Origin of the sequence: Mucilaginibacter gynuensis (assembly GCF_039541195.1) — a bacterium.
GTDB classification, from domain to species: domain Bacteria; phylum Bacteroidota; class Bacteroidia; order Sphingobacteriales; family Sphingobacteriaceae; genus Mucilaginibacter; species Mucilaginibacter gynuensis.
Genome location: NZ_BAABFT010000011.1, coordinates 27,786 through 49,933, shown reverse-complemented (window position 1 = coordinate 49,933; position 22,148 = coordinate 27,786). Strand labels below are relative to the sequence as shown.

Sequence of the window (22,148 nt, the reverse complement as noted above, 5' to 3'; positions counted from 1 at the left end):
TTCATAAGGCGCATTACCTCATCCACAAAAATATTAATCCACAAAAAAACCCGGCAAATTACTTTGCCGGGTTTTGTATTTTATTCTTTTTCAGAATAGCTTATTAAGCATCAACTTCTTCTGTTTTAGAAGCCATCAGTCTGTCAAATTCTTCCTGAGAACCTACACGGATATTTTCGTATTCGCGTAAACCTGTTCCTGAAGGAATTAAGTGACCTACGATAACGTTCTCTTTCAAACCAAGCATGTTATCTTTTTTACCTGCTATAGCTGCTTCGTTCAGTACTTTAGTTGTTTCCTGGAACGATGCCGCAGAGATAAACGATTTGGTACCTAACGATGCCCTGGTGATACCTTGCAGTATCGGGCTTGAAGTTGCCGGGATAGCATCTCTTACTTCAACCAGTTTCAAGTCGCGGCGTTTAAGGGCCGAGTTCTCTTCACGCAGTCTTCTAAGTGATACGATCTGACCTGATTTCAATGTAGATGAATCACCCGGTTCAACAACAACTTTCTTGTCGAAGATCTCGTCGTTCTCTATCATGAAATCCCATCCGTCAACAGCTTCTCTTTCAAGGAAACGGGTATCACCTGCATCCTCAATAGCTACTTTCTGCATCATCTGGTGAACGATAACCTCAAAGTGTTTATCGTTGATCTTTACACCTTGCAAACGGTAAACCTCTTGTATACCATTTACCAGGTATTCCTGTACCGCGGCCGGGCCTTTAATAGCCAGGATATCGGCAGGAGAGATAGAACCATCTGATAACGGCATACCGGCTTTCACAAAGTCATTATCCTGTACAAGGATGTGCTTAGAAAGTGGTACAAGGTATTTTTTAACTTGGCCGTCTCTCGATTCGATAGTGATCTCGCGGTTACCACGTTTCACACCACCTAAGGTTACTACACCATCAATTTCGGTTACTACAGCCGGGTTAGATGGGTTACGTGCTTCAAACAACTCTGTTACACGTGGTAAACCACCCGTAATATCTCGCGTTTTACCGGTTGAACGAGGTATTTTAGCAATAACCTGTCCGGTTTGTAGTTTTTCACCTTCATCAACAGCGATGTGGGCACCTACCGGAATGTTATATCCTTTTATTATGTTTCCTTTATTATCGGCAACCTGGATAGAAGGGTTTTTAGTTTTATCCCTTGTATCGATAATTACCTTTTCGCGGTGACCGGTTTGCTCATCAGATTCTTCACGGAACGTGATACCTTCTAATACAGCCTCAAATTTGGTAACACCTGCAAATTCAGAGATGATTACCGCATTGTACGGATCCCATGAACAAATACGATCGCCTTTAGAGATCTTAGAACCATCTTCAACATACAGGTAAGCACCGTAAGGAATATTATTAGTTACGATAACCTTGTTAGTACCTGCCTCAACAATGCGGAATTCACCAGAACGACCCAATACTACATCAACATCGCCATCTTCAGCAGTGGCATATTTAACGGTACGTACGTTCTCAAATTCAATAACACCATCAAACCTCGCGTTAATTTGTGATTCTGCCGCGATGTTCGAGGCGGTACCACCCACGTGGAATGTACGAAGTGTTAACTGTGTACCCGGCTCACCGATTGACTGTGCTGCAATTACACCCACAGCTTCACCTTTTTGCACGCGTTTACCGCTTGCAAGGTTACGGCCGTAGCACAAAGCACATACGCCACGTTTGCTTTCGCAAGTTAATACCGATCTTATTTCGATACCTTCTAACGGAGAGTTCTCAATCTTTTTGCCAATCTCTTCAGTAATGTCCTGACCTGCCAATACCAACACTTCGTTAGTAATAGGGTCATGCACTTCATGCAGAGAGGTACGGCCTAAAATACGATCGTATAAAGGCTCAACGATATCCTCGTTGTCTTTAAGCGCAGTTGTGTAGATACCTCTTAAAGTACCGCAATCAACCTCACCAACAATCATATCCTGGGCAACGTCATGTAAACGACGGGTTAAGTAACCAGCATCAGCCGTTTTCAACGCCGTATCCGCCAAACCTTTACGGGCACCGTGGGTAGAGATAAAGTACTCTAATACCGAAAGGCCTTCTTTAAAGTTTGAAAGGATCGGGTTTTCGATGATCTCGCCACCTGAACCTGATTTTTGAGGTTTCGCCATCAAACCACGCATACCTGCAAGCTGACGGATCTGCTCTTTAGAACCACGTGCACCTGAATCAAGCATCATGTACACCGAGTTAAAGCCCTGGTTATCGTTCGACAGGATGTCCATCACATTCGCGGTTAAGCGGTTGTTGATACGTGTCCAGATATCGATGATCTGGTTGTAACGCTCGTTGTTGGTGATGAAACCCATGTTATAGTTATTCATTACCTCTTCCACTTCTTTTGAAGCTTGTTCGATAAGCGTAACTTTTTGCTCAGGGATGTTAATATCTTTCAGGTTAAATGATAAACCACCACGGAATGCCATTTGGAAACCTAACTCCTTAATATCATCAAGGAACTGGGCGGCGCGTGCCATACCGGTGATCTTTACTACCTCACCAATGATATCACGAAGTGATTTCTTGGTAAGCAGCTCATTAATATAACCTACTTCTTCAGGTACGTGTTGGTTAAACAATACACGGCCTACAGTAGTATCAATCAATTTAGTAACGATGCTGCCATCGCGTTCTTTGATCCTGCCTTTTACTTTAATAAATGCGTGCAGGTCAAGTTTCTTCTCGTTGTAAGCGATAATTACCTCTTCGGCAGAGTAGAAAATTAAATCCTGACCTTTAACCACACGTGTTTCATCTGTTTTACGGCCTTTGGTTATGTAGTACAAACCAAGCACCATGTCCTGTGATGGTACTGTAATTGGGGTACCGTTAGCAGGGTTAAGGATGTTGTGTGAGGCAAGCATTAATACCTGGGCTTCCAAAATTGCCGCGTTACCAAGTGGTACGTGAACGGCCATCTGGTCACCGTCAAAATCCGCGTTGAAAGCCGTACAGGTTAACGGGTGCAATTGAATCGCTTTACCTTCAACCAGTTTTGGCTGGAACGCCTGGATACCCAACCTGTGCAGCGTAGGCGCACGGTTTAGCAATACAGGGTGTCCTTTCAATACGTTCTCTAATATATCCCAAACTAATGGGTCTTTACGGTCAACAATCTTTTTGGCAGATTTTACTGTTTTAACCACACCACGCTCAATCATTTTGCGGATGATAAATGGTTTGAACAGCTCGGCAGCCATATCTTTTGGTAAACCGCACTCGTGTAATTTAAGGCTTGGGCCTACAACAATTACCGAACGAGCAGAATAATCCACACGTTTACCTAATAAGTTTTGACGGAAACGGCCTTGTTTACCTTTCAGGATATCTGAAAGTGATTTCAAAGCACGGTTACCTTCAGTTTTAACCGCGTTAACTTTACGTGAGTTATCGAATAACGAATCTACAGCTTCCTGTAACATACGTTTTTCGTTACGTAAAATAACTTCCGGTGCTTTAATCTCGATCAAACGTTTTAAACGGTTGTTACGGATAATTACACGACGGTAAAGGTCATTTAAATCTGAAGTAGCGAAACGGCCACCTTCCAGTGGTACCAACGGACGCAGTTCTGGCGGGATAACCGGAACGATCTTAACGATCATCCACTCAGGGTTATTCTCGATCCTGGTTTTAGCATCGCGGAAAGCCTCAACAACCTGTAAGCGTTTTAAGGCTTCGTTTTTACGTTGTTGTGAAGTTTCATTAGCAGCCTGATGACGCAGGTTGTATGATAATTCATCTAAGTTAAGGCGTTTCAATAATTCTTCAAGAGCCTCAGCACCCATTTTAGCCACAAATTTCTGTGGATCCTTGTCATCAAGGTACTGGTTCTCTTTTGGTAATGTATCCAATACATCAAGGTATTCTTCTTCAGTTAAGAAATCCATTTTCTGGATGCCGTCACCTTCTTTAATACCCGGTTGAATAACTACATATCTTTCGTAATAAATGATCAGGTCTAACCTTTTAGTTGGAAGTCCTAATAAGTAACCAATTTTATTTGGTAACGAACGGAAGTACCAGATATGCGCAACAGGCACCACCAGGTTGATGTGGCCCATACGCTCACGACGTACTTTCTTTTCAGTAACCTCAACACCGCAACGGTCGCACACGATACCTTTGTAACGGATACGTTTGTATTTACCGCAATGGCACTCATAATCTTTCACCGGACCGAATATACGCTCGCAGAACAAACCATCACGTTCAGGCTTGTAGGTCCTGTAGTTAATGGTTTCCGGTTTTAAAACTTCACCGCTTGAACGCTCAAGGATAGACTCCGGAGAGGCTAAACTGATAGTAATAGTGGTAAAATTACTTTTGATTTTATTATCCTTTTTGTAAGACATAGTCTCCTTTTGTTTTATTGTTGTTGAAAGGTTATAAAGTTGGAATGTTGTAACGTTGATTTAACTTTTCAACATTACAACCTTCCAACATTACAACAACCCCTTATTCTAACGTGATATCCAAACCTAAACCTCTTAATTCATGAACCAATACGTTGAATGATTCAGGAACTGATGGTGTAGGCAGGTTTTCACCTTTAACAATAGCCTCATAAGTTTTAGCACGGCCGATAACATCATCCGATTTAACGGTTAATATCTCTTGCAGGATATTTGAAGCACCGAATGCCTCTAATGCCCAAACCTCCATCTCACCAAAACGCTGACCACCAAACTGGGCTTTACCACCCAATGGCTGTTGTGTAATTAATGAGTATGGCCCGATAGAACGCGCGTGCATCTTATCATCAACCATGTGACCTAATTTCAGCATGTAGATAATACCGACAGTAGTTTGCTGATCAAAACGGTCACCTGTTAAACCGTTGTACAGATAAGTACGGCCCGATTCAGGTAAGTTTGCCTTTTTAACCCACTCTTCAACCTCTTCGTGGCTTGCACCATCAAATATCGGCGTAGCGAATTTCATACCCAGCTCTTTACCTGCCCAGCCTAATACTGTTTCGTAGATCTGTCCAAGGTTCATACGTGAAGGTACACCCAGCGGGTTCAACACGATATCAACCGGAGTACCGTCTTCAAGGAAAGGCATGTCTTCGTCACGTACAATACGTGCAACAATACCTTTATTACCGTGACGACCGGCCATTTTATCACCCACTTTAAGCTTACGCTTTTTAGCGATGTATACTTTAGCCATTTGTACGATACCTGATGGCAGCTCATCACCTACGCTGATAGCGAACTTATCCCTGCGGTAAGCGCCCAGCTCTTCGTTAACTTTAATATTATAGTTATGAAGAAGTGTTTTTATCTGGTCGTTCTTATCATCATCAGTGGTCCATTTAGTTGGATTGATGTTTTCGTAGTTCAGTTCGGCCAGTATTTTTTGCGTGAACTTAACACCTTTAGCTACAAAAAGCTCTTTGTAAACGTTGTAAACACCTTGTGATGTTTTACCGTTAACAATTTCGAATAATTTGTCAACCAAAGTATTCTTAAGGTCTTTTATCGCTTTTTCGTGTTTAGTATCCAGTTTCTCAATCTGCGCTTTTTCTTCAGCTTTTGAAGTCTTTTTAGCACGTGAGAATAATTTGGTATCAATTACAACACCCGCAATTGAAGGCGGAGTTTTTAATGACGCGTCTTTAACGTCACCTGCTTTATCACCAAATATGGCACGTAATAATTTTTCTTCCGGTGAAGGATCAGATTCACCTTTAGGGGTGATCTTACCAATCAGGATGTCGCCTTCTTTAACCTCGGCACCTACACGGATAATACCGTCTTCGTCAAGATCTTTAGTAGCTTCTTCTGATACGTTAGGGATATCCGGTGTTAACTCTTCTTCCCCACGTTTGGTATCGCGCACTTCCAATTCAAATTCTTCAACGTGTAATGAGGTGAAGATATCCTGTGATACCACACGTTCAGAGATCACGATCGCATCCTCAAAGTTGTAACCTTGCCAAGGCATGAACGCAACCTTTAAGTTACGGCCTAATGCAAGCTCACCATTTTGGGTAGCGTAACCTTCGCAAAGTACTTGTCCTTTTTCAACTCTCTCACCTTTCTTAACGATAGGCTTAAGGTTCATGGTAGTACTTTGGTTGGTTTTCTTGAACTTGGTTAAACGGTAAGTCTTGGTATCGCCGTCAAAAGAGATCAGGCGGTCAAGCTCATTACGGTCGTATTTTATTTTAATTTCGGTAGCGTCAACATATTCAACCACACCATTGCCTTCGGCATTGATCAGTGTACGTGAATCTTTAGCTACACGGCCTTCCAAACCGGTACCAACAATAGGCGCTTCCGGACGTAACAATGGTACGGCCTGGCGTTGCATGTTCGAACCCATCAATGCACGGTTAGCATCATCATGCTCCAGGAATGGGATCAATGATGCCGCGATAGATGTGATCTGGTTTGGAGCGATGTCCATATAATCAAGTCTTTCCGGCTCGATGATCGGGAAGTCACCCTCGAAACGTGCTTTTACACGCGGGTTGGCAAATTCACCTTTATCATCATAGTAAGCGTTAGCCTGACCGATAGTTTTACCGTCTTCATCTTCTGCCGACAGGTAAACAACCGCCTCATCAACCATTACTTTACCGTCAACCACACGTTTGTACGGGGTTTCGATAAAACCAAGGTTGTTGATCTTAGCGTGTACGCAAAGTGAAGAGATCAAACCAATGTTCGGACCTTCTGGTGTTTCGATAGTACACAAACGACCGTAGTGGGTGTAGTGTACGTCACGAACCTCGAAACCTGCACGCTCACGCGACAGACCGCCGGGCCCAAGGGCTGACAGACGACGCTTGTGCGTAATCTCTGCCAGTGGATTGGTTTGATCCATGAACTGTGATAGCTGGTTGGTACCGAAGAACGAGTTGATCACTGATGACAGTGTACGCGCGTTGATCAGGTCTGTTGGTGTGAACACCTCGTTGTCGCGAATGTTCATACGCTCACGGATGGTACGGGCCATACGTGCTAAACCTACACCAAACTGTGCATACAATTGCTCACCTACCGTACGTACACGACGGTTTGATAAGTGGTCAATATCATCCACCTCAGCTTTAGAGTTAATCAATTTGATCAGGTACTTCACAATAGCGATGATATCCTGTTTGGTTAAAACTTTGGTTTCATCAGAAGTATCCAGTTTCAATTTACGGTTGATGCGGTAACGACCCACATCGCCCAGGTCATATCTTTTATCCGAGAAGAATAAACGATCGATGATACCACGTGCAGTTTCCTCATCAGGTGGTTCAGCGTTACGTAACTGACGGTAGATGTGCTCCACCGCTTCTTTCTCAGAGTTCGAAGTATCTTTTTGTAATGTATTATATATAATAGTATAATCACCGCTGGTTGAAGCATCTTCCTTGTTTAGGATGATGGTTTTAACACCCGCGTCGATGATCATATCGATATGGTCGTCTTCAAGTATGGTTTCACGCTCAAGGATGATCTCGTTACGATCGATAGATACCACTTCACCAGTATCCTCGTCCACGAAATCCTCAACCCATTTTTTAAGCACCCTTGCAGCAAGCTTACGGCCAATAAATTTCTTTAAGCCTGATTTGCTTACTTTCACTTCATCGGCAAGTTCAAATAATTCCAAAATGTCTTTATCTGAATCATAACCAATCGCACGAAGTAACGTGGTAACCGGGAATTTCTTTTTACGGTCAATATATGCATACATCACGTTGTTAACGTCAGTAGCAAACTCAATCCATGAACCTTTGAAAGGAATTACACGGGCCGAGTACAATTTAGTACCGTTGGTGTGGCGGCTCTGGCCAAAGAACACACCGGGTGAACGGTGCAGCTGTGATACGATAACACGTTCGGCGCCATTGATAACAAAGGTTCCTTTCGGTGTCATGTAAGGGATAGTACCCAGGTACACATCTTGCACTATGGTTTCAAAATCTTCGTGCTCTTCATCATTACATGAAAGGCGAAGTTTTGCTTTTAAAGGCACACTATAAGTTAACCCGCGCTCGATACACTCTTGTATATCATAACGTGGCGGATCAATAAAGTAGTCAAGAAACTCCAAAACGAAGATGTTTCTTGAATCGGAAATAGGAAAGTTTTCAGCAAACACCTTGAACAACCCCTCTTTATAGCGGTTGTCTGAAGTAGTTTCCAATTGAAAAAATTCCTGGAAAGATTGTAACTGCACATCCAGGAAATCCGGGTAATCCAATACCTTACGGCTGGTTGCAAAGTTTACTCTTTGATTATTTTTGTTTGCCAAGGGATTATAATTTTAGTTTACTAATAAACTGTGTACTTGTTTGATTAAAGTTTTTCCTGAACTTCAAACAAAAATGGGTGTAATATAAACAACAATAGACCCCGACCTAAAACGGTCGGAGTCTGATGCTATTGTGTGTGGGGTTAATTATTTAACCTCAACTACCGCTCCGGCTTCTTCTAATTGTGCTTTAAGAGCTTGTGCTTCTTCTTTAGTTACACCAGTTTTTAATTCTTTAGGTGCACCGTCAACTAAGTCTTTAGCTTCTTTCAAGCCAAGGCCTGTAAGGTCTTTTACCAATTTAACTACAGCTAATTTTGAACCGCCAGCTTCTTTCAAGATAACGTCAAATGCAGTTTGCTCAGCAGCAGCTGCAGGGGCATCGCCACCATCAGATGGAGCAGCAGCAACAGCAACAGCTGCAGCAGCAGGCTCAATACCATACTCGTCTTTTAAGATTTGAGCTAATTCGTTTACTTCTTTTACTGTTAAGTTAACTAACTGTTCAGCAAAGGCTTTTAAATCTGCCATTTTATTTAATTTTTTACTTTAATACGTTTTGTTTAATATCGAACTTAAGGGTGTTCGTTAACCTCTTTCTTGCAATGTTTTTACAACACCTGCCAGTATATTTCCGCCTGATTGCAATGCAGAAACAACGTTCTTTGCCGGTGATTGCAGTAATCCTATCACTTCGCCTATCAGTTGTTCTTTTGACTTTAGTTTGGTCAAAGTATCTAACTGATTATCGCCTATGAATACAGCTGAATCGATGTATGCTGCTTTTAAAACCGGTTTGTCACCTTGTTTTCTTAGTTTCTTGATCAACTTTGCCGGAGCAGTTGCTGATTTTGAAAAGAAGATTGATGAAGAACCTTTTAAAACATCATATATCGGACTGAAATCTCCGCCGGCAGCTTCCATAGCTTTTTTGATCAAGCTGTTTTTTGCTACCTGTATCTTAATGTCGTTTTCGAAACATTGACGACGGATATTATTGATTTTTGCAACCGTTAAATCTGAAGTATCAGTAATATAGAAATTACCGTACTCTTTAATCTGTTCAGTAAGGGCAAGAACAAGATCGTATTTTTCTTCTTTATTCATGATTAAATCCCCGCTACTGTTTTGGTTTCAATTTCAATTCCTGGCGACATAGTTGAAGAGAGATGGATACTCTTGAAATATGTTCCTTTCGCTGCAGATGGTTTTAATTTTGAAATGGTTTGCAATACTTCCAAAGCATTTTCATAAATTTTATCCGCAGGAAAAGATGCTTTTCCTATTGAAGTGTGGATGATACCTGTTTTATCAACTTTGAAGTCGATTTTACCACCTTTAACCTCAGTTACAGCTTTACCAACTTCTGGTGTTACTGTTCCTGATTTTGGGTTAGGCATAAGGTTACGCGGACCGAGAATACGACCCAAACGACCTACTTTAGCCATAACACTTGGCATAGTGATGATAATATCAACATCAGTCCATCCGCCTTCAATCTTGGCAATATAATCATCCAAACCTACAAAATCTGCACCTGCGTCTTTTGCTTCCTGCTCTTTGTCAGGCGTGCAAAGTACTAAAACACGTACAGTTTTACCGGTTCCATGAGGTAATGTTGCTATACCACGTACCATTTGATTGGCTTTACGAGGGTCAACACCTAAACGAACATCTATATCAACTGATGAATCAAACTTGGTTAGAGTAAGCTCTTTTACCAATGCTGACGCAGCTTGTAAACTATAGGATTTGTTAGCCTCAATTTTGGAGAGTGCCGCTTTTTGATTTTTTGTTAATCTAGCCACTGTCTTAAACTGATTTGTATAAATTAATTATTCCAGGGAGCCGTACCAGATACGGTAATCCCCATACTGCGGGCAGTTCCTGCTACCATTTTCATGGCTGATTCTACTGTGAACGCATTCAAGTCAGTCATTTTATCTGTGGCGATTGTTTGAACCTGATCCCAACTTACGTTGGCAACTTTTTTACGGTTAGGCTCAGCCGACCCACTTTTTAAACCTGTAGCTTCCAATAACTGGATAGCAACCGGTGGGGTTTTAATGATAAAATCAAAAGACTTGTCAACGTATACAGTAATAACCACAGGTAGCACTTTACCAGGTTTATCCTGGGTACGTGCATTAAACTGCTTGCAAAATTCCATAATGTTCACACCCTTTGCACCCAATGCAGGGCCAATTGGTGGAGATGGATTCGCAGCGCCGCCTTTCACTTGTAGTTTTACTAACGCACCGACTTCTTTTGCCATTTTAATTTACTTTAATTATTACTCAATGTTAGTAAGTGGAAGCTATGTAACATTTTGTTGATGAGTGGTGCTTTGTGAATGGTGAGCCGTAGCCCATCATAAAAACAATCACCCAACTTCTTTATATATGTATGGCAGTATGCAAGTGAATCAATAACTCACTATTTACCGCTCACCAAATTATTCTTTCTCTACCTGCATGTAATTCAATTCGAGCGGCGTACGGCGGCCGAATATCTTTACCATTACTTTCAGTTTCTTTTTCTCTTCGTTAACCTCTTCAATTACGCCGCTAAAGCCATTGAAAGGGCCATCCATCACTTTTACATTTTCACCCACGTAATATGGCACGTTGATGGTTTCGGTTTGTGATGTCATTTCGTCAACCTTACCTAAAATACGGTTAACTTCTGCCTGGCGTAAAGGGATAGCATTACCTGCTTTATCACCTAAAAAGCCAATTACACTATTAATGTTTTTAATAATGTGTTCAAGCTCGCCATCAAGGGCGGCTTCCATTAAAACATAGCCCGGAAAATAGTTACGCTCTTTAGCTATCTTTTTTCCATCACGCATTTGATAATACTTTTCGGTAGGTATTAACACCTGCGGTATCAAATGAGAAATACCGAGGCGACTAACCTCAGCATCTATATATTGTTTTACTTTCTTTTCTTTACCACTTATGGCTCTTACCACGTACCATTTTAACTGATCACTCATCTATATCAAATATTAAGCCAGTGAACTATAAAACTGTTTAAGCAAGTAACCGATACCTTGATCCATCACGAATATTAAGGCAGCGATTATAATAGCAGCAACCAATACCAGTATAGCACTGTTAAGTAACTCTTTCCATGTTGGCCAGGTTACTTTTTGGGTTAACTCTATGTACGACTCCTTAATATATTCAGTTACGTTAGCCATTTTCTACTTTGCTCTATATGCACGGGAACAAGGATTCGAACCCTGATCAAAGGTTTTGGAGACCTCTATTCTACCGTTGAACTATTCCCGTGTATTATTGTTGTTCATTATGAAACAAAGTACTCAGACTAATCCGAGTACTTTGTTTGTATAATTAACCTAACCTTTAGTGCTTGCGCGTTTAAAGGGGATTATTTTAAGATTTCAGTTACCTGACCGGCACCTACTGTTCTACCACCCTCACGGATAGCGAAACGCAGACCTTTTTCCATTGCGATAGCGTTGATCAACTTTACAGTGATGGTAACGTTATCACCTGGCATAACCATTTCTACACCTTCAGCAAGTGAAATTTCACCTGTTACGTCAGTAGTACGGAAATAGAATTGCGGACGGTATTTGTTGAAGAATGGAGTGTGACGACCACCTTCTGCTTTTGACAATACGTAAACCTCAGCTTTGAAATCTGTGTGAGGAGTTACTGAACCTGGTTTACAGATAACCATACCACGACGGATATCAGTTTTCTCAATACCACGTAACAATAAACCTACGTTGTCACCAGCTTCACCACGGTCAAGGATCTTACGGAACATCTCAACACCAGTTACGGTTGATTTTAAGTTCTCAGCACCCATACCTAAGATGTCAACTTGCTCACCTGAGTTAATTACACCACGCTCGATACGACCTGTTGCTACAGTACCACGACCAGTGATCGAGAATACGTCTTCAACCGGCATCAAGAAAGGAAGATCAGTTAAACGTGGAGGAATTGGAATGTAGTTATCTACAGCGTCCATCAGTTCCATGATCTTACCAACCCACTGAGGATCTGCGTTAAGACCACCAAGAGCTGAACCTTGAATAACTGGGATATCATCACCTGGATATTCGTAGAATGATAATAATTCACGAATTTCCATTTCTACTAATTCTAATAATTCCGGATCATCAACCATGTCAACTTTGTTCATGAAAACAACAAGTGCAGGTACACCTACCTGACGAGCTAACAGGATGTGCTCACGGGTTTGAGGCATCGGACCATCAGTTGCAGCAACCACAATGATTGCACCATCCATCTGGGCAGCACCTGTAACCATGTTTTTCACATAATCCGCGTGACCCGGGCAGTCAACGTGTGCGTAGTGACGGTTAGCAGTTGAGTACTCAACGTGCGCTGTATTAATAGTGATACCACGCTCTTTTTCTTCAGGAGCAGAGTCGATTGAATCGAAAGAACGAGCTTCAGATAAACCCGCATCAGCTAATACTTTTGTAATTGCAGCTGTAAGGGTGGTTTTGCCGTGGTCAACGTGACCAATAGTGCCGATGTTTAAGTGCGGCTTGCTACGGTCAAACTTTTCTTTTGCCATGATGTATATTAATTTTGTAGGTTAATTTTTATTTAAAAATATTCTTTAATCTCTTAAATTGAGCCAACAATGGGATTTGAACCCATGACCTCTTCCTTACCAAGGAAGTGCTCTACCCCTGAGCTACGTCGGCTGATGTTTAGTTTTCAGTTGCCAGTTTAAAGTTTGCAGTTGTTATGCTGCTTACCGCGAACCTTGCACTGTCCACTATTTTTATTGAGCGGAAGACGAGGTTCGAACTCGCGACCTATAGCTTGGAAGGCTATCGCTCTACCAACTGAGCTACTTCCGCTTTTCTTTAAATTAGTGATTGAGTGAATTATCGCTTAATCTTTTCAGATCAAATCAACAATTCACTCATTCAATCCATCACTAATTAAAATGTGGGGGGAGAAGGATTCGAACCTTCGTAGCCGAAGCAACGGATTTACAGTCCGTCCCATTTGACCGCTCTGGTATCCCCCCGGTTGTTAATTTTAGATTCTCCATGCTCTATGCACCAATAATGGAAGCATCAGTACATTTTGCATCTCAAACCTAAAATAAACAGAGCCTCCTATCGGGATCGAACCAATGACCTACTGATTACAAGTCAGTTGCTCTACCAGCTGAGCTAAGGAGGCTTATTATTTTACCTTTTCTCTATCTCTGTTCACCTTATTAGCGGCCGCAAAGATATAAATGGTTTTATAATTACAAATTTTATTTTTTTCTTTTTAAAGAACGATCCCTTTTCTTCGTTTTTGCGCCGTTAAGCACCTCCCCGAAAGGGACTGCAAATCTACAAAAATTTATACCCGTTCAAAATTTTTTATCAAAAAAAATCGACAGGCTTTTTACCTGTCGATTTTCGCTTTGATTTACTGTATTTTACGTTTAAAATTCCTCTTCGGCCGATGTGAGTATTGCCTTCTTGGCAACGGCATCAGCCGCGTTTTTCTTCTGTTTGTGCTTTTCTATCTGCTTGCGGAGGCTCTCGATAGCCAAATCAGTAGCTTCTTCAAAGGTTTTACATTTTTCTTTGGCAAATATGGTATTGCCCGGCAGCTGAAGTTTTATCTCCGATATCTTATTTGCTTCATCTTCAACATTCTCCAGCTTTAAATAAACTTCCCCATTAATTATATGATCATAAAATGTATCGAGCTTATCGGCTTTTTTCTGTATGAAATCCAACAATTTTTTGTCTGCAGTAAAATGAATTGATTGCACTGTGATTTTCATGGTTCCTCCGTTTTATGCCTTTGGATGGGCGAGTTTATAAATAGACTTTAATCGTTCAACTGAGTTGTGCGTATAGATTTGAGTGGCGCTTAAATTGGCGTGCCCCAGCAATTCCTTAATAGAATTAAGATCGGCCCCGTTGTTTAAAAGAGCGGTTGCAAACGTGTGCCGAAGCACGTGCGGGCTCTTTTTATTTTGGGTAGATATGTAGGAGAGGTATTTATGCACAATTAAATATATAAGTTTCGGGTAAGCGTTTGCTCCTTTATCTGTAACGATCAATATTAAAGAATTGTTATCAAAATTTTGCATTTTCTTTAATTCCACGTAATCAGTAAGTAAACGCTTCAGCTCTGTATTCACCGGGATGATGCGTTCCTTATTGCGCTTGCCTAAAACCTTTACCGTACCCTCATATTGGTTAATATCGGTTTCTTTGATGCCTAACAGCTCGGCCAGGCGTATGCCTGTACCAAACAGCAGTTCTATCACCAGCTTATCGCGCAGGCCCTTAAAATCAGTATTAAATACCGAATCATCATCGAGCATTTTAGCCAGTTTTATATCTTCTACCACCACGGGTAGTTTTTTAGGAATTTTGGGCGTATTGATTTTGGCGGTGGGGTTAACGGTAATAACGCCCTCCTGCACCAAAAACTTAAAGTATTTGCGCAGCGTGGCTATTTTGCGGTTAACGGAACGGGCAATAATTTTATCATCCATCATGGTCACCATCCAGCTGCGGATGTGGTGATGTGTAATTTCGGAAGGATGTGTTACGGGTTGATCGCTCTGTAGAAAACGGATGAACTGATCAAGATCTGACTGATAAGCAGCAACTGTATGAGGTGAGTACCGCTTTTCAAATTTAATATATTGTATAAAACGCTCTAAAAACATAAAAACTACTCATACATCCAGGGAAATGAATGTACAAATAGTTTTAATATGTAGTTAGAAAATCTGAAAATTTCTTTTTACAAAGAAAAATTAAGATGGATCTAAGTTTAAGCCTTGTTTGTAGATAGCGTTTTTAACTGTAGTTCTACGAGTAATAGATTTTTTTTCAAAAGCCTGGCGACTGCGTAGTTCTCTTAAAACACCGGTCTTTTCAAATTTCTTTTTAAAGCGTTTCAATGCTTTATCTAATGATTCACCGTCTTTTACGTTTATTATAATCATAATCCTCTAATACCTCCTTTCAGGGACGACAAAGGTAAGCACAAAGTTTTGAAAATCAAACACTAATTTCAAATATGAATATTTATGTTTCTGATAGCTGAAACGGCTAAGAATCAAGCAATGAAAGCAGGTCGGTTTTCGAGAGGTTTTGCAAATTGAAACTGCCCGAGCGTATCAGACCGTTGATCAGTTCCTTTTTTGATTCCTGGAGCTTCTGCACCTTGTCTTCAATAGTATCGGGGCATATCAGCCGTACGGCTACCACGTTTTTATGCTGACCGATACGGTAACAGCGATCTATGGCCTGGTTCTCTACCGCAGGGTTCCACCATGGGTCAACCAGATATACATAATCAGCAGCGGTGAGGTTAAGCCCCGTCCCTCCTGCTTTCAGGCTGATCAGGAACACCCGCGTATCGGGGTTGGTTTGAAAATCATTCACCACTTCTTCCCTGTTCCGCGTGCTGCCGGTAAGGTAAGCATGCCTGATTGCACGCGACCGCAACTCCTTCCTAACCAGGTCGAGCATGGCTACAAACTGCGAGAACACCAGTATTTTATGATGCGGCGCACGCATTTCAATCTGCTCCAGCAGCATATCGATCTTTGATGATTCCTCACCCGGCAGTTTCTCATCGCCCAATAACAGCGGCGAATCGCAAAGCTGGCGCAAACGGGTTAGTCCGCGCAGTACATGTACTGATGAAGCCGGCAGTTCCTCCTGTGTAGTGGCCGATATATATTCGCGGAACTCGCGTTCGTAAGCGAGGTACATTTTGCGCTGCTCTGCCTGCATTTCGCAGTACAGCACCATTTCTGTCTTATCGGGCAGTTCCTGCGCTACCTCCTGTTTGGTACGCCTTAATATAAAAGGCGCAATCTTATTTTGCAGTTCGCGGGCGCGTTTGCTTACCTTAAACTTATCAATTGGCGATGAGTAGATGTCCTTAAAATATTGCTTACTGCCCAGCAAACCCGGGCAGGTGAAGGATAGCTGACTGAACAGATCGAAGGTATTGTTCTCTATCAGCGTACCGGTAATGGCAATACGATTACGGGCCTGCAATAAACGGGCAGCCTTATAACGCTGCGAGCCAGGGTTCTTAATATTCTGCGATTCATCGAGGAAAATATAGTTAAATATGTACCCTTTCAGAAAGCCAACATCGGCCAGCAGGGTGCCATAGGTAGTTAAAACCAGTTCGTATCCATCAAAATCCTTAGCATCCTTTACCCTGCCTGCACCATGCAGCGTGAGTATTTTTATAGATGGCGCAAACCTTTGCACCTCGGCCTGCCAGTTAAACACCAGTGATGTAGGCACAATTAACAGGTTCACGTTCTTATCGACCTTGGTGCGTTGCAACAGCACAAAAGCAATGATCTGCAAGGTTTTGCCCAGCCCCATATCATCTGCAAGGCATCCGCCAAAATTGAGGTCGTCAAGCAGGTTAAGCCAGTTGAGGCCTTCGTGCTGGTACTGGCGCATGGTAGCGTTCAGCCCTGTGGGCACCGGCACTTCGTTTATATTTTCGAGCTTGCTTAAGCGGGCTTTATAACCGGCTATCTCCTGCACTACCTGCTCATCAATCATTTCCTTATCGTACAGCGCAGCAATAGCCTCGTAATTTATTTTTGCGGTGATGAGGGTATCATCGTCCAGCACTTCGCCGGAGGTAAAATACTTGGTGAATTTCTCTATCCAGTCGTCGGGCAGTATACCCAGGGTGCCGTCGTCAAGCTGTACAAATTTGCTTTTGTTGCGGATAGCTTTATGCAGATGCTTCAGCGAAGCCTTCTTTCGGCCGAACCGCGCGTTTATTTTGGCATTGAACCAGTTCACCCCGCTAATTACCTGTACCGTTATTTTGGCTTTATGCGCGTTGAGCCTGTTCCCGCTCAATTCGTTAAAGCCAAGTATGGTGATGCCCTGGTTTCGCCACTCTTCAAAAGCATTCAGGAACCACCCGGCATCCAGGAAGCGTTTTTTATGGAGGTAGAAATATTGCAGGTCATCCTCTAACTGCCCTATAAAATCGGGATGCTGCTTGATGAGCATCGCCATAAAATCCTGCTCGGCCTGCTCATCACGCTTTACGAGATACTCGTTGCCCTTATCGTCTGATGTAAATATTTGTTTGGTGGTGCGGATGGAGATCTCCACCTCATCATAGCGCATCACCGGCACTATCATTACATGCCGCCCAAAGTCGGACAGGTAGATGATCCGCTCCTCGTTCTGGTAGATCTGCTGCCTTTCAATAAGTGATTTGGTAGCGGGTTTTATGTGTGTATAGTTCACCTCCATCTGTTCTTCCAGCTTACCCAATACCTGGCCGCGGAAGTTTTTGTACTGCGTATGATGGATCAGCAACTCGTATTTATCCCGGAACAACTGGATCAGCCCGAGCATTTGCAGGTCTTTCACCAAATAAAGCGTATCCTGTAATTCGATGAAGTAGGTAAATTTCAGCGTGAGATCTTTCAACAGGTAAGATGTATCCCCTATTTTCAGCAAACCTTTTATCTCATAAAACTCTCCTTTGGGTGTTACCGATAGGTTGATGTTCTTGGAGATTCTTGATAACTGCACCGGGCCTAAAGCGCTCGCGGTAACCTTTTCGCTTGCTTCGGCATTGTGGGCATATATGGCATATTCCATCGGGTTTTTCACTATCGCCCGCAAATGGTTCAATGCCGTAGCCGATCGTTTGGCATCAATAGCCTGCTGAAAATAAGCGGTAGCTGCCAAAAACTTCATGGCAGGCAGGTCTTCATTGCCCGCCAGTAACGACAAGATATTGACCGCCGCCAGCGGGTTTTTGATCTTCCCCTCCTTGGTAGCGGCTCCGTCATATAGTTCAATAATGAGGTGCTTGTAGTACTTATGCTCCCGCAATACAATGGCGCGGATAGTATCGTCGCCCGCAACATCGGCTACGGACAAATCGGGCTGACCGTTATTAAAAAGCAGCTCATTCACTGTTTTCAAACTTTCGGCAGTCGATGAAAAAAGCGAAGCTATTTTAGGCTTGGCGCTTAAACGCTGACCTGTGTATTCCAACTGAAAGTAAACATCCAGATCGGGTGCTTCTTCCAGTCCGTAAGCACGGGCAACCTCCAGCAATTTGCGCCTGCGGAGCGAAGGATCGAAGAAAGTCAATACATCTTCCTTCCTTATAATATGGGTAAGCACCTGCACCTGGTGTTCGCAAAGCGTGTTTTCCTGCAAGCCGCAGCCACACGAAAGCACTACACGCCCTGCCTGCTGCACAATCGCCACTTCCGGAAACTGGCTGTATTTAGATATACTCCCGAATAGTCCCTCGTTAACTGATAACTCAACCGCTACAATACCCTGCGAATAGGAAGAGGCCTGCTCTATGTACAAGCTATGCTTTAACAGCTCGCCCTCGGTAAGTACCGATAGCTCTTTATCCAGCACATACGTATGCCGGGGAGCTTGGTGGGTGTCGCTATCTTCGTTTATAGTATTCAAGCTATTATTAATACTCGGCCAGTACTATCACGTTATCGCTTACAGGGGTAATGCGTTCTTTCCCGTTTAAAAAACCCAAACCAACCACAAAGGTATAACCGGCCACTACCCCACCCATTTCCTGTATCAGTTCGCTGGCCGCGGTAACGGTGCCGCCGGTAGCCAGCAGGTCGTCGTGAATTAATATATGGCTACCCGGTTCAAATGCATCGGTATGCAGTTCAATAGTGGCGGTGCCGTATTCCAGTTCATATACCTTTTGTTTGATGGTATAAGGCAGCTTTCCTGCTTTACGTACGGGTACAAAAGGCACGCCCAGTTTATTAGCCAAAGTTAAGCCGAACAAAAACCCACGGCTTTCAATACCGGCAACGGCATCTACCTTTATGCCTTTTATCTGCTCAATAAAAGCGTCAACAATACCTTCGCAAAGGTTATGGTCTTTTAGTATCGGGGTGATGTCTTTAAAAATAATGCCCGGCTTCGGGAAATCTGGGATGTCCCTTATGGCCGCTTTTATCTGTTGTTCTATCATTTAAAAATGAGGTATGGTTTTATTTTATCGATGTCGTGCTTGGTTAAAATTGCTATACCCTGCATATCTGCTACGCTATTATAATCGCCATGTTGCAGGCGGTATTGTATAATGGCATTCATTTGTTTAAAGGTAAGATAGGGCAAGCGCTTAAAATCGTCAAAGGTAGCGGTATTGGGGTTTATATGCTGTATATGCCCCGGGTTTATTTTTACCTGGTCGGCTATCTCGTTGTACTTCTTATCGTCTACGCCATACACTTCCTTTAGCTGTACCTTGCTGATGTATCCACCTAAACGCTGCCGGTATTTAATAATGCGCGAGGCAAACACCGGGCCTATACCATGTATGGTGGTCAGCTTTACCGAATCAGCCGTGTTGAGCTCTACCGGTTCGGTAAGCCGGGGCTTTGGGGTGTAGTCGCTTTTTTCGGGCAGAGCGATGTAGGCCTCTAACCGTTCATAATCGGCTGCCGATAGCGAGTACATTTTCTGCACATCGTGCTTACTAAAGAACCTGCCGCCCTTGGCTTCGTAGTGTTTTATCACGGTGATCTGCCTGTCGGTTAGGCCTAATTGTTTCCATTTTTCGGCAGGTAATCCGTTCGGATCAAAGCGGAACAATGTAACGGGGCTATTAACGTTATCATTTGTATGCGAATAGCCGGCATTAACTTTGTTTTTAGCATTATTTACAGCTATGGCATGCCTGTTGTTAAATAGGCTATAGTTAATTGTGTTATCTTTGCTAATTGATTGATATACGTAAGGGGCAGCCAAAACCACTGCTATCAATGCAAGCATCAATACCAAGCCATTCCACTCTTTTTTAGTGATGGACAGGTCATTTTTAAGTTTCATGCTTGTTTGAACATATTGATCAGCTAACAAAGTAAATATTTTTTGGCATATTTAAATTTTGATTTACCTGTAACACCCCGAAATAATACATGAAGATAATCACCACCGAAGAGTTTGCCAAGGCCACAAAGCTGGATAAGCTAAAAATGCCCGGACTGGCAGCCCTGTTGATGGAGCTGATGAAAATTAACCAGGTTAACGATCTGTTTGCCCAGGCACAACCCAATGAAGGCCCTGCCTTTGTTGATGCCATATTAAAAGGCTGCGGTGTTAGCATTGAGTACGATGAGAAAGATCTGCGGAACATTCCGAAATCGGGCGGCTTTATTGCCATTGCCAACCACCCTTATGGTGGTATTGAGGGCATGGTACTGCTTAAACTGCTATGTACCGCCCGTCCCGATGCCAAGATCATGGCTAACTTTCTGCTGAAAAAGATCCCTAACCTGAGCGAGTATTTTATAGCCGTTAACCCTTTCGAAAATGTAGAGCACTCATCCAGCATCAGTGGATTAAAAAACACGCTCGAACTGCTAAATAGAGGCACTCCTATCGGTATTTTCCCTGCCGGCGAAGTATCAACTTTTAAGGTAGATAAAAAAGAAATAACCGACCGCCTTTGGCACCCGGTTGTAGGCAAGATCATATCAAAAGCCAAAGTGCCGGTTGTACCGGTGTACTTTCATGGTAACAACGGCCTGCTGTTTAACCTGCTTAGTTTAATACACCCGGCATTGCGCACAGCCAAGTTACCGTCGGAACTGTTCAATAAGCAAGGCCACACCATTAAGGTACGCATAGGCAAGCCGATACAATTTCAGGATATACCCGATAATACCAACAACACCAAGCTGCTTAGCTTCTTAAGGGCAAAAACGTATGCTTTGGGTGCAGGCCTGGAAGAAGAGAAGAAACTCTTCAGTCCCCGCAACCTGTTCAAGATCCGTAAAACGCCCGAAGAGATAGTGCCCGAAACGGATACCGCCGTACTTGAAAAAGAGGTAGAAACCCTGCGCGAAAACTATCGTGTATGGCAGGAGCATCATTACGAGGTATACATCGCCCCACCATCAAGTCTGCCTTGTATTATCCGTGAGATAGGCCGCCTGCGCGAGATCACCTTCCGTGAAGTTGGTGAGGGCACCAATAAAAAGATAGACCTTGATGAGTATGATATTTACTATCATCACCTCTTTATTTGGGATACCGATGCCAAACGCATAGTAGGCGCTTACCGTATTGGCCTTGGCGACGAGATATTTTACAGCATGGGTAAAAGCGGATTCTACGTAGCCGAACTATTTAAAATACGTCCGCAACTTACCCCGGTATTAAAGAAAAGCCTTGAATTGGGCCGCTCGTTCATCCGTAAGGAGTACCAACAAAAACCTTTACCACTCTTTTTACTGTGGAAGGGTATATTCAAGTACCTGATTGATAATCCGCGCTATCGTTACCTGATTGGGCCGGTGAGCATCAGTAACTCGTTCTCTACGCTATCCAAATCGCTCATTGTTGATTACATTAACCGTAACCACTTTGACCATGAAATGGCACAGTATGTAAAACCGCGTAAAAAATTCAAGGTTGATTTCTCCAGCGTTGATGCCGATGTATTGAAAGCCTCCGGCGAGGATAGCTTCAAAACGCTCGATGCCATCATATCCGACATCGAGACACGCAACATGAAGGTACCGGTATTGCTTCGCCAGTACATCGCCCTTAATGCCAAGATCATCTGCTTCAACATCGACCCTAAGTTTGCCGATTCGTTAGACGGTTTCCTGGTACTCGACCTGGATAAGGTACCTCAGGAGATGTTAGAAAAACTGGGCAAAAATCTTTAACACATTCCCACAAGATAAAAAAGCTCCGCGACTATTAAAATCGCGGAGCTTTTTTTATTGATAACTATATCAACAAAAAAGAGGTGCTCCGTTTGGAACACCTCTTTTTATATACTT

At 42.8% G+C, this 22,148-nt stretch carries 16 protein-coding genes and 5 tRNA genes; 1 reads left to right on the top strand and 20 read right to left on the bottom strand.

Annotated features, from left to right (window positions below):
- Positions 1-103: 103 nt before the first annotated feature.
- From rpoC to ABD894_RS18895, 20 genes are all read right to left on the bottom strand, one after another.
- Positions 104-4,393, bottom strand: a complete 4,290-nt coding sequence (rpoC, locus tag ABD894_RS18990) for a DNA-directed RNA polymerase subunit beta' (protein WP_345212651.1) — start codon at positions 4,391-4,393, stop codon at positions 104-106.
- Positions 4,394-4,496: 103 nt separating this feature from the next.
- Positions 4,497-8,300: a DNA-directed RNA polymerase subunit beta gene (rpoB, locus tag ABD894_RS18985; RefSeq protein ID WP_345212650.1), complete on the bottom strand. Its 3,804-nt coding sequence runs from the start codon at positions 8,298-8,300 to the stop codon at positions 4,497-4,499.
- Positions 8,301-8,447: 147 nt separating this feature from the next.
- Complete coding sequence (rplL, locus tag ABD894_RS18980) at positions 8,448-8,831, bottom strand: 50S ribosomal protein L7/L12 (RefSeq protein ID WP_345212649.1); 384 nt, start codon at positions 8,829-8,831, stop codon at positions 8,448-8,450.
- Positions 8,832-8,888: 57 nt separating this feature from the next.
- Positions 8,889-9,407: a 50S ribosomal protein L10 gene (gene rplJ, locus ABD894_RS18975; protein WP_345212648.1), complete on the bottom strand. Its 519-nt coding sequence runs from the start codon at positions 9,405-9,407 to the stop codon at positions 8,889-8,891.
- Between the two features lie 2 nt (positions 9,408-9,409).
- The gene (rplA, locus tag ABD894_RS18970) at positions 9,410-10,108 is read right to left on the bottom strand and encodes a 50S ribosomal protein L1 (RefSeq protein WP_345212647.1); all 699 of its coding nucleotides are present in this window, start codon (positions 10,106-10,108) and stop codon (positions 9,410-9,412) included.
- A gap of 23 nt (positions 10,109-10,131) precedes the next feature.
- Positions 10,132-10,575: a 50S ribosomal protein L11 gene (gene rplK, locus ABD894_RS18965; protein WP_345212646.1), complete on the bottom strand. Its 444-nt coding sequence runs from the start codon at positions 10,573-10,575 to the stop codon at positions 10,132-10,134.
- A 180-nt stretch (positions 10,576-10,755) separates the two neighbouring features.
- On the bottom strand, positions 10,756-11,298 hold the full coding sequence (gene nusG / locus ABD894_RS18960; protein ID WP_345212645.1) for a transcription termination/antitermination protein NusG: 543 nt from the start codon (positions 11,296-11,298) through the stop codon (positions 10,756-10,758).
- Between the two features lie 12 nt (positions 11,299-11,310).
- Positions 11,311-11,505 (bottom strand): preprotein translocase subunit SecE, encoded by a 195-nt coding sequence (secE, locus tag ABD894_RS18955; RefSeq protein ID WP_345212644.1) that lies wholly within the window; start codon positions 11,503-11,505, stop codon positions 11,311-11,313.
- Between the two features lie 20 nt (positions 11,506-11,525).
- Positions 11,526-11,596 (bottom strand) — tRNA-Trp (locus tag ABD894_RS18950).
- A gap of 100 nt (positions 11,597-11,696) precedes the next feature.
- Positions 11,697-12,884 (bottom strand): elongation factor Tu, encoded by a 1,188-nt coding sequence (tuf, locus tag ABD894_RS18945; RefSeq protein WP_345212643.1) that lies wholly within the window; start codon positions 12,882-12,884, stop codon positions 11,697-11,699.
- Positions 12,885-12,945: 61 nt separating this feature from the next.
- A tRNA-Thr gene (locus ABD894_RS18940) sits at positions 12,946-13,017 on the bottom strand.
- 86 nt (positions 13,018-13,103) lie between these two features.
- Positions 13,104-13,176 (bottom strand) — tRNA-Gly (locus tag ABD894_RS18935).
- Between the two features lie 92 nt (positions 13,177-13,268).
- Positions 13,269-13,349 (bottom strand) — tRNA-Tyr (locus ABD894_RS18930).
- 85 nt (positions 13,350-13,434) lie between these two features.
- A tRNA-Thr gene (locus tag ABD894_RS18925) sits at positions 13,435-13,507 on the bottom strand.
- A 253-nt stretch (positions 13,508-13,760) separates the two neighbouring features.
- The gene (hpf, locus tag ABD894_RS18920; protein ID WP_345212642.1) at positions 13,761-14,108 is read right to left on the bottom strand and encodes a ribosome hibernation-promoting factor, HPF/YfiA family; all 348 of its coding nucleotides are present in this window, start codon (positions 14,106-14,108) and stop codon (positions 13,761-13,763) included.
- Between the two features lie 12 nt (positions 14,109-14,120).
- On the bottom strand, positions 14,121-15,008 hold the full coding sequence (locus tag ABD894_RS18915; RefSeq protein WP_345212641.1) for a tyrosine-type recombinase/integrase: 888 nt from the start codon (positions 15,006-15,008) through the stop codon (positions 14,121-14,123).
- Between the two features lie 90 nt (positions 15,009-15,098).
- Positions 15,099-15,290 carry a 30S ribosomal protein S21 gene (gene rpsU / locus ABD894_RS18910; RefSeq protein ID WP_345212640.1) on the bottom strand — a complete coding sequence of 64 codons (192 nt, stop codon included), beginning with the start codon at positions 15,288-15,290 and terminating at the stop codon, positions 15,099-15,101.
- A 106-nt stretch (positions 15,291-15,396) separates the two neighbouring features.
- Positions 15,397-18,789 carry a DEAD/DEAH box helicase gene (locus ABD894_RS18905; RefSeq protein ID WP_345212639.1) on the bottom strand — a complete coding sequence of 1,131 codons (3,393 nt, stop codon included), beginning with the start codon at positions 18,787-18,789 and terminating at the stop codon, positions 15,397-15,399.
- 7 nt (positions 18,790-18,796) lie between these two features.
- Complete coding sequence (locus tag ABD894_RS18900) at positions 18,797-19,324, bottom strand: adenine phosphoribosyltransferase (RefSeq protein WP_345212638.1); 528 nt, start codon at positions 19,322-19,324, stop codon at positions 18,797-18,799.
- Positions 19,321-20,184 (bottom strand): ComEA family DNA-binding protein, encoded by an 864-nt coding sequence (locus ABD894_RS18895; RefSeq protein ID WP_345212637.1) that lies wholly within the window; start codon positions 20,182-20,184, stop codon positions 19,321-19,323. Before ABD894_RS18895 ends, ABD894_RS18900 begins: the two co-directional genes overlap by 4 nt.
- 89 nt (positions 20,185-20,273) lie before the next feature.
- On the opposite strand from ABD894_RS18895, the gene ABD894_RS18890 reads away from it, so the two are divergent.
- Complete coding sequence (locus tag ABD894_RS18890) at positions 20,274-22,031, top strand: bifunctional lysophospholipid acyltransferase family protein/GNAT family N-acetyltransferase (protein WP_345212636.1); 1,758 nt, start codon at positions 20,274-20,276, stop codon at positions 22,029-22,031.
- Positions 22,032-22,148: the final 117 nt, after the last annotated feature.

What these genes read in the sequence shown, in the direction of transcription:
- hpf (WP_345212642.1), bottom strand. Translation starts at nt 14,108, where the DNA reads ATGAAAATCACAGTGCAATCAATTCATTTTACTGCAGACAAAAAATTG.
- ABD894_RS18890 (WP_345212636.1), top strand. Translation starts at nt 20,274, where the DNA reads ATGAAGATAATCACCACCGAAGAGTTTGCCAAGGCCACAAAGCTGGAT.
- rpsU (WP_345212640.1), bottom strand. Translation starts at nt 15,290, where the DNA reads ATGATTATAATAAACGTAAAAGACGGTGAATCATTAGATAAAGCATTG.
- rplK (WP_345212646.1), bottom strand. Translation starts at nt 10,575, where the DNA reads ATGGCAAAAGAAGTCGGTGCGTTAGTAAAACTACAAGTGAAAGGCGGC.
- nusG (WP_345212645.1), bottom strand. Translation starts at nt 11,298, where the DNA reads ATGAGTGATCAGTTAAAATGGTACGTGGTAAGAGCCATAAGTGGTAAA.
- rplL (WP_345212649.1), bottom strand. Translation starts at nt 8,831, where the DNA reads ATGGCAGATTTAAAAGCCTTTGCTGAACAGTTAGTTAACTTAACAGTA.
- ABD894_RS18915 (WP_345212641.1), bottom strand. Translation starts at nt 15,008, where the DNA reads ATGTTTTTAGAGCGTTTTATACAATATATTAAATTTGAAAAGCGGTAC.
- secE (WP_345212644.1), bottom strand. Translation starts at nt 11,505, where the DNA reads ATGGCTAACGTAACTGAATATATTAAGGAGTCGTACATAGAGTTAACC.
- tuf (WP_345212643.1), bottom strand. Translation starts at nt 12,884, where the DNA reads ATGGCAAAAGAAAAGTTTGACCGTAGCAAGCCGCACTTAAACATCGGC.
- ABD894_RS18900 (WP_345212638.1), bottom strand. Translation starts at nt 19,324, where the DNA reads ATGATAGAACAACAGATAAAAGCGGCCATAAGGGACATCCCAGATTTC.
- rpoC (WP_345212651.1), bottom strand. Translation starts at nt 4,393, where the DNA reads ATGTCTTACAAAAAGGATAATAAAATCAAAAGTAATTTTACCACTATT.
- ABD894_RS18895 (WP_345212637.1), bottom strand. Translation starts at nt 20,184, where the DNA reads ATGAAACTTAAAAATGACCTGTCCATCACTAAAAAAGAGTGGAATGGC.
- rplJ (WP_345212648.1), bottom strand. Translation starts at nt 9,407, where the DNA reads ATGAATAAAGAAGAAAAATACGATCTTGTTCTTGCCCTTACTGAACAG.